The organism is Microcystis sp. M109S1, assembly GCF_020247025.1.
In the GTDB taxonomy this organism is placed as follows: domain Bacteria; phylum Cyanobacteriota; class Cyanobacteriia; order Cyanobacteriales; family Microcystaceae; genus Microcystis.
Genome location: NZ_JADBRW010000094.1, coordinates 1 through 7650 on the forward strand (window position 1 = coordinate 1; position 7650 = coordinate 7650).

Here is a 7650-nt window from a genome sequence, read left to right on the forward strand (position 1 = left end):
GTTGGGTAAGACTTTTAGACTTTTTGTCAATCAAAAAGTACCGGACTGGGAGTGATCAGGGGGAAAATTCAGGTACTTTTTCCCTGAAAATTAGGTAGTTGACCACCTGAAAATCGGTAAAACCCTACACCCCACACCCCAACCCCCAAACCCCCAACCCCCAACCCCCACCGAAAAACTTTTTCAGCAAACCCTAATTACCTGGGTTTTAGCTTATCTGTGTCTTTAAATACTTCCTTAACCGCGTCAAATCACACAAGTCTTTATATAAAGGTCGTATCATCATGATCGTAGTAAGTTACACTGTTGACATTGCTTGCCGCTTCTCATCTACACTGCATTGGGATTGGTCAAAGCTAATTGCAATAGTGATCTTTTATAGTCAATATTTTTTAAGTCTGTTAGCGCCCTATGTCTGTCCTAAATAAAGAAAATCTTAAACTGGAAACTCTTACCCTGTTTCAAAAATACCAAAAAACGGGAGATAATAAGTTACGGGATCAAATTATGGAGTTAAACCTAGGATTAGTCAGAAGGGAAGCTCATCATTGGGTTAATCAATGTCATGAAAATTACGAAGATTTAGTGCAGGTTGGCTGTATGGGACTAATTCGGGCGATCGAGCGTTTTGACAGCAGCAAAGGTCATGCTTTTAGCTCCTTCGCTATTCCCTATATTCGCGGCGAAATTCAACACCATCTGCGCGATAAAGGTTATACAGTTCGTATTCCTCGTCGTTGGTTAGATTTAGGCAGACAAGCGACAAATGTGCGTCGGGATTTCCAGTCCCTCTACAATCGTCAACCCAATGATACGGAAATCTCCCTCGCTTTAAATATTTCGATCGAAGAATGGCAAGAGGTAAAACTGGCTTTCCAAAACCGTGAACCCCTCAGTCTCGATGTGACGGTTAATAACGATGAAGATAATCATACTTGTTTAAAAGACCTCGTTCCCGATCCCCGTTATCGCAGCTTTCAACTTTGTCAAGAGGATCGCATTCGTGTACAACAAGCTCTCGCTCAATTAGAAGAGAAAACCCGTCATATTCTCGAATTTGTCTTCCTTAAAGATCTTACTCAACGGGAAACCGCCGAACAATTAGGCATTAGTGTTGTTACCGTCTCCCGTCGGGTGAAAAAGGGTTTAGAAATGCTCAAGGAAACTATGGTCCAGGAAGCATTTTAGCAAAATTATCGGTTCTCATCAGTAGTCGTGCAAAATTAATTTCCTGGTTGAGACTCCCAGACAGGAGACTCCGAGACAGCTATCAGGGATCGGATTTGGGTTTTCATGCCAAATCCGTTTTTAATAGCATCATTAACTCCCAATCCAACTTTAAAAACTCGGTTATGGATTGTTTCTCCCCGCTCCCCGCAACGCCGATAATACCATACCTCGACTCTAGCCAGAACTGTCCGTGCGGCTCTGAAATACTCCCAGCTTATCTTTGCCCAAATAGCAAGTAATTTAAAACCCCAGCTAAATATTCATACTGCTCGATCGAATTATAGTAGTGAGCAGAAATCCTCACAATTAATGATGCTTCTCCCCAAGGAATTATCGGCACTTCAATCTGATATTTTTCCCACAGTTGTCTAGATAAATCTTCTGCTGCCCAAGCATAACTAGGAATTAGAATTGAAGACATCGATCCGATCATTGATTCTGGACAGGGATAATTGACCTCTAAGGCACAACAAAGCAAATTTCTGGCTTTTAAAACCAAATTACGATTCCTCACCATCAGACCCAGTAAACCATCAATAGAGAGAGAATTTAAAAACTCGATCGCTTTTGGCACTGATAAATAAGCACTGGGATCATCGGTTCCCATCCAAGCAAATTCTAACTGAAAACGGGAGCGATCTTGTCGAGGAGAATTCGCTCCATGGCTAATAGTTAAAGGTCGAATTATTGCCTGTTTATCCCCGCGCACATAGAGAAAAGCAGCCCCCTTGGGACTACATAACCACTTATGACAATTAGCAGTATAATAGGTGGGATTAATTGCCCCGATATTAAGGGGTAAAAAACCTAAAGCATGAGCGCCATCGATGAGAGTATCAATGCCCCGATTATTTAATTCTTGCACAATTTCTGCGATTGGCCAAATTAAGGCCGTGGGACTGGTGACATGATCTAAAACTACTAATTTTGTCCGGGGAGAAACTGATGCTAAAATTGCTTGACTAATTTCTAAAGGGGACTGCACAGGAAAGGGAATTTTAGCGATAATTACCTTTAAACCCCATCTTTTAGCTATATGTTTAACTGCATTAGTACAAGCATTATAGGTCTGATCGGTGATCAGAATTTCCTCATTTTCCTGAAAAGTTAAGGAATTTAATACCGCATTCACTGCTGTGGTTGCATTGGGAACAAAGACTAAATCATCGCTATTTACGCTGACTAAATCCGCTAATTTTTGCCTAGCAATATCTAATAAACCCTCTAATTCTCTCCCCAAAAATGCTAAAGGTTGCCTTTCCATTCGTTCCCGCAATTGTTGCTGATAATCCAAGACTATTCTAGGGGTTGCACCATAGGAACCATGGTTGAGAAAATAAATATTATCGGGAATTAACCAAGAATTTTTAGACATATTGAATTAATTTCAAATTATTCAGAACTAGAAAAAATAGCTGAAAAATTGCCTATTGTATTCAGCTTCTGACTAGCTAGTATATTTATGACAACCACCCATTTTAGATTAATCTCCCATGGGTTGAAAACGATGGATAATTTCAGTGACAAAAGTTTCTCCATCTATGAGAGGATGATTTTCTGATGCAAAGATAGCTTTATCTATTTTTTGCCGAATATCTTCTCTCCATTCTGCATCAGTTATTTGTTCGTATTCATCTTCGGGAGATTGATATTTTCCCGTTTTCACTTTCCGTTGAATTAGATGCTCTTGTTGTCGGGTAAGATGTACGTTCATAGGTATTATGATCATCTACTGAGAAAATCAACTTTATCTTAATTTTCAGCTAAATATCGACAAAAAAAGCTCTCCCAGAAAAAGGAGAGAGGAGAGAACGAGTTAGAAAAAATTATTAATGTAACCATCCTTTCAGACGACGCGCAACTTGAGGACGACGTAATTTTCGCATTGCTTTAGTTTGAATTTGACGTACTCGTTCGCGAGATAAATTGAACATTCCCCCCACTTCCTCTAGGGTATAGGGTTGACTGGTAGCTAAACCATAACGTAGAGAGATAACATCTTTTTCCCGTTCCGTGAGAACATCACTTAAAACTGCGAAAATTTCCTGACGCATCATCATCTCATTCATTTTATCTTCGGGAAGTTGTAGATCATCATCTTCCAACAGATCCACTAATTCCGTATCTTCTCCTTTCCCTACACGATGATTTAAAGAGAGAGATTGACGACGCAATTGTAATAATTGCCGCAATTGTTCAGGAGTCATTTCTAACGCTTCTGCGAGTTCCCGTTCATTGGGATTGCGCTGTAAATCTTGCTTGAGAATGCGCTGCGCTTTTTTGAGTTTATTGAGTTTTTCGACAATGTGAATCGGTAAACGAATCGTGCGCGCATCGTTAGCAATTGTGCGGGTGATTGCTTGTCGAATCCACCAATAAGCATAGGTAGAGAATTTATAACCTTTATTGGGATCGAATTTTTCGGCCGCACGGTTGAGTCCGATCGCACCTTCTTGAATTAAATCTAAGAAAGGAACCCCGCGATTTAAATAGCGTTTAGCGATAGAAACCACCAAGCGCAAATTAGAACGAATCATTTTCCGTTTAGCTGATCTTCCCCGATAAAGACGGTTTTCCAGTTGACGTTCATTATCTAATTGTAAAGCACTTGCCCATTCCGTTTTCGTCGGGGGACGATGTAAATTTTCTTGCAGTTTTTGGCGCACTTCTTCCGCTTCCATGAGAAACTTAACCGAGTGGGCTAATTCAATTTCTTCTTCCGCATTAAGCAGGGGATAACGGGCCATTTCTTTAAAAAATGCCCCAACAGTATCTTCATTGTTACCTTGAGCGTATCCTGTTCCACTACCCCCACGAGTGGTTTTTAGGGTTTCCGGTAAAGGTTCAGTCAGATCTTCGTCAGTTCTTTCATTAAAATCCACACTGTCTAGTTCTAAAGGACTTGTCTCCAGGGCAATGATTTGATTAAAATTATCATCAGAGGCTAGTTTAGAGATTTTCATAAGCAGTTATGGATGGAGTGGGATTATAATAGCGGGGAAAAACTCAGTTTCTCCCAATGGGATGATTGTTACATTGAATTTTCGGGGAGCAGATTTTTTAAACGTTTTCTTAATTAATGGCGGCCATTTCTGGGATATAATTGTGCGATTCTGTGTCGATGGTTACAAATCGCCGAACCAGACAATAAGATTTTCTGGTGAATGGGAGGAACTTTTTGTGTTTCTACTCATACACTCTAACTAAGGTTTTCGGTATTTGACTAGGTAAAGATCACGCTTCTTAACAATCAAGATAGCAGTCAGCTTTTTATTACTATTCTTCGCTTTTCCTATTGAGAACTATTCTCAACTTTCCCCTAACTATGCTTTCATTAAATAGCTAATAGCCAATAATTATCATTTGGGGAGACTGCAAGAGCTAAAAATGCAAATTTGTGGGCAAAAAAGCAATATTTAAACTGTTTTTAGAGAAAATTAACTGGTTTTATTCCCCTCAAGCTTTAAACTATAATTTAAATACCCCTAACCCCTAACCCCCAACCCCCAACCCCTAACCCCTAACCCCTAACCCCTAACCCCCAACCCCCAACCCCTCACTGATCACTGATAACCATGCTCGATCGCCATGCTACCCTAACTGTAGCGGAACCTCGCACACCCTACCAATTAACCACCACCCCGCAACTGTGGTTAGAGGTTTTGGTCGATCGTCCTTATCCTAGAGATAGTCAAGAGGATGAGCAAATATTAACCTATAGTATCCCCCCGTATTTAACGGTAGAAATCGGCGATATTTTAAGCGTTCCCTTTGGTTCTCAGGTAATTGGGGGAATTGCCCTCAGATTTATCGAAAATTTGCCCCCAGGACTAGAAGAAAATCAAATTCGTCCCGTGGAAGATGTGATTACTAAGGGTTTTTTTCCTGATAATTATTGGCAGTTATTGACGAAAATCGCCCAGTACTACGCTACCGATTTAATCACCGTTGTTCGCGTCGCTTTACCCAAGGGTTTACTGCGAAGTTCCCAACGTCGCATCAGATTAAAACCAGAAGCTATTCCCCCCGGTGCGGAAGTTTTTTGTACTCCCCTCTCCCGTCAGATTTTATCCCTGCTCAAAAATCAAAAAGAAGGCGATTATTCGGCGAAATACCTGCAAGAAAAACTAAAAAATGCTAATTACGGTATTCGAGACTTAGTTAAGCGCGGTTGGGTGGAAAGTTATCTAGAAGCACCCAAAAGTACCAATATTAAGCTTAAAAAAGCCATTACCCTGCTAATAACCGACTTTCCTGCTGATTTAACCGAAAATCAGCGCAAAATTGTCGAAATTCTCCGTCATCAGGGAGGAGAAATGTGGCTGCCGGAATTGGTACAACTTGCGGGGACAAAACATTTTAAACCACTAATTGACAAGGGTTATGTGGTGATTGAGGACCGGGAATTTCTGCGCTTATCCTCGGCGATTATGAGCAGGGATCAACCAAAAACACTCACTTCTAGTCAAAAACAAGCTTTAGAAGCCATTCAAACCCTCAAAGGTGGTGAAAGCGTCCTCTTACACGGAGTGACGGGATCGGGTAAAACAGAAGTCTATCTACAGGCGATCGCACCTGTCCTAGCAGCGGGTAAATCTGCCTTGGTTTTAGTCCCCGAAATTGGATTAACACCGCAACTAACCGATCGCTTTGTGGCCCGTTTTGGCGATCGAGTCTATGTTTATCATAGCGCCCTCTCGGAAGGAGAAAGATACGATACCTGGCGACAGATGTTGACAGGAACCCCGCAAGTTATTATCGGGACGAGATCGGCGATTTTTGCCCCTTTACCCCATCTAGGCATGATTATCCTCGATGAAGAACACGATAGCAGCTTTAAACAAACCCAATTACTCCCCACCTATCACGCGCGTACCGTGGCTAAATGGCGCGCTCAATTAAACCATTGTCCCGTAATTTTAGGCTCGGCCACACCATCCCTAGAAACATGGCTAGAATCCCAAGTTAATCCCAGTCTTTACCTATCTTTGCCCGATCGCATCCAAAATCGCCCCTTACCGCAGGTGGAAATCGTCGATATGCGACGGGAATTGCAACGAGGCAATCGTTCCCTGTTTAGTCAATCCCTGCGTTCATCTCTGGAAACCCTGCGCGACAAGGGAGAACAGGCAATTTTATTCGTCAGTCGCCGCGGACATAGTACATTTGTATCTTGCCGAAGTTGCGGTTATGTGCTGGAGTGTCCCCACTGTGATGTCTCCCTCTCCTACCACCACACCGAACCGGGAGCGCAAGAATTACTCCGCTGTCACTACTGCAACTATGGTCGCATTCATCCGAAACAATGTCCTGAATGCGGTTCTCCCTATCTGAAATTTTTCGGTACTGGCACTCAGCGAGTCACCCAAGAATTAAGCAAAGAATTTCCTGATTTGCGTTGCTTGCGTTTTGATAGTGATACCACCCGCAATAAAAATGCTCCCCGGGAACTATTAAAACAATTTACTGATGGTGAATTCGATGTCTTAGTGGGAACCCAAATGCTCACCAAAGGATTAGATATCGATCGAGTTACCCTAGTGGGAGTAATGGCAGCCGATGGCCTACTTTATCACTCCGATTATCGCGCCTCCGAACGCGCTTTTCAAACCCTCACTCAAGTAGCAGGGAGAGCAGGAAGGGGAGAAAGAGAAGGAAAGGTCATTATCCAAACCTATACCCCCGAACATCCCGTGATTAGAGCAGTGCAAACCCACGATTATGAGGGTTTTGTCGAGACGGAATTAATGCAGAGAGAGGGTTTAAATTATCCTCCCTACGGTAGTTTAGTCTTAATTCGCTTTAGTGGTTTAGATGGGGAAGCAGTGCAGAAAAGTGCCGAAAATGTCGCGGAGGAATGTGTTAATAATTTCGGTTCCGATTGGAATATATTGGGACCTGCACCCGCAACAATTATGCGCGTGGCTAACCGTTATCGCTGGCAAATTCTGTTAAAATCATCGGGAGATAAGGCTGATATCGGTGGTCTTTTTCGTCCTCTGAAAAGCTTAGTTTTACCCAAGGTAAGTATGGCGATCGATGTGGATCCGTTAACTATAGAATAGGATTAAAAGGTAAAGCGATCGCTATTGCTCACGAATGCAACCAGTTATCTAAATCTGTCAAGGTGTCAAAGTCTAATAAAGCGAGTCCTAAGTCTTCTAATCGCTCCACAGGAAGGCTGCGGATGGTTTCTTCTAGATTCTGGGGTATTTCACCGAAACGTCGTTGAAGAAGTCTAATAACAAGATTGGCTTCTTGAATTCTACCCTGTTCAAGACCTTGCTGTACCCCCTCTTGAACCGCTTGTTCTCTATCCTGTTGGTAAAGTGGAGCTAAACGCATAATAAACTGCCTATCCTCCTGTGTTTTTTTCGATAACGCTTCTAGATTTCTACTCAGATTATACAATAAGTTTAA

The 7650-nt window shown here is 42.1% G+C and carries 6 protein-coding genes; 2 read left to right on the forward strand and 4 right to left on the reverse strand.

From position 1 onward, the window contains the following. The first annotated feature begins 411 nt into the window (after nucleotides 1-411). Nucleotides 412-1188 carry an RNA polymerase sigma factor SigF gene (locus IM322_RS04590; protein ID WP_287673079.1) on the forward strand — a complete coding sequence of 259 codons (777 nt, stop codon included), beginning with the start codon at nucleotides 412-414 and terminating at the stop codon, nucleotides 1186-1188. 256 nt (nucleotides 1189-1444) lie between these two features. Here the strand turns inward: IM322_RS04590 and IM322_RS04595 are convergent, their stop codons facing one another. The 3 genes from IM322_RS04595 to IM322_RS04605 form a co-directional block, all read right to left on the reverse strand. Further along, nucleotides 1445-2605: an aminotransferase class V-fold PLP-dependent enzyme gene (locus IM322_RS04595; RefSeq protein ID WP_287673081.1), complete on the reverse strand. Its 1161-nt coding sequence runs from the start codon at nucleotides 2603-2605 to the stop codon at nucleotides 1445-1447. A gap of 108 nt (nucleotides 2606-2713) precedes the next feature. Continuing rightward, on the reverse strand, nucleotides 2714-2944 hold the full coding sequence (locus IM322_RS04600; RefSeq protein ID WP_287673083.1) for a ribbon-helix-helix domain-containing protein: 231 nt from the start codon (nucleotides 2942-2944) through the stop codon (nucleotides 2714-2716). 115 nt (nucleotides 2945-3059) lie between these two features. Further along, entirely contained in the window at nucleotides 3060-4193 is a 1134-nt protein-coding gene (locus IM322_RS04605) for an RNA polymerase sigma factor, RpoD/SigA family (RefSeq protein WP_287673085.1), read from the reverse strand. 612 nt (nucleotides 4194-4805) lie between these two features. Between IM322_RS04605 and priA the strand changes: the two genes are divergently transcribed. Then, nucleotides 4806-7295, forward strand: a complete 2490-nt coding sequence (gene priA / locus IM322_RS04610) for a primosomal protein N' (protein ID WP_287673087.1) — start codon at nucleotides 4806-4808, stop codon at nucleotides 7293-7295. Between the two features lie 28 nt (nucleotides 7296-7323). Here priA and IM322_RS04615 read toward each other — a convergent pair. Continuing rightward, on the reverse strand, nucleotides 7324-7650 hold a 327-nt coding region (locus IM322_RS04615; protein ID WP_287673088.1), incomplete at its 5' end, for a DUF4351 domain-containing protein.

What these genes read in the sequence shown, in the direction of transcription:
- priA (WP_287673087.1), top strand. Translation starts at nt 4,806, where the DNA reads ATGCTCGATCGCCATGCTACCCTAACTGTAGCGGAACCTCGCACACCC.
- IM322_RS04595 (WP_287673081.1), bottom strand. Translation starts at nt 2,605, where the DNA reads ATGTCTAAAAATTCTTGGTTAATTCCCGATAATATTTATTTTCTCAAC.
- IM322_RS04600 (WP_287673083.1), bottom strand. Translation starts at nt 2,944, where the DNA reads ATGAACGTACATCTTACCCGACAACAAGAGCATCTAATTCAACGGAAA.
- IM322_RS04590 (WP_287673079.1), top strand. Translation starts at nt 412, where the DNA reads ATGTCTGTCCTAAATAAAGAAAATCTTAAACTGGAAACTCTTACCCTG.
- IM322_RS04605 (WP_287673085.1), bottom strand. Translation starts at nt 4,193, where the DNA reads ATGAAAATCTCTAAACTAGCCTCTGATGATAATTTTAATCAAATCATT.